Source organism: Acinetobacter sp. Leaf130, assembly GCF_001423205.1.
GTDB classification, from domain to species: Bacteria; Pseudomonadota; Gammaproteobacteria; order Pseudomonadales; family Moraxellaceae; genus Acinetobacter; species Acinetobacter calcoaceticus.
The window spans coordinates 2,297,077-2,297,303 of the sequence record NZ_LMOE01000001.1 but is presented as its reverse complement, the minus strand read 5'-3'; the positions used below and the strand labels follow the sequence as shown (position 1 = coordinate 2,297,303).

General features: G+C 48.6%; 1 protein-coding gene. It reads left to right on the top strand.

The annotated features are described in order from the left end of the window. Positions 1–227: hypothetical protein (locus ASF86_RS19745; RefSeq protein WP_162234629.1), on the top strand; the 227-nt coding region annotated here is incomplete at both ends.

Sequence of the window (227 nt, the reverse complement as noted above, 5' to 3'; positions counted from 1 at the left end):
AAYGGCTTTATCACAGCAACTCTTGCGGCAACAGCGGCAGATCCTGTGACTGGTCAGATTGTGATTCAYGCTGAGGCWGTAGATGCACAAGGTAACGTRGATGTTGCAGATGCAGAYGTGACCTTAACCATCGACACAACTCCACAAGACCTGATTACAGCAATTACGGTTCCTGAAGACTTAAATGGCGACGGTATCTTAAACGCTGCGGAACTTGGTACAGACGG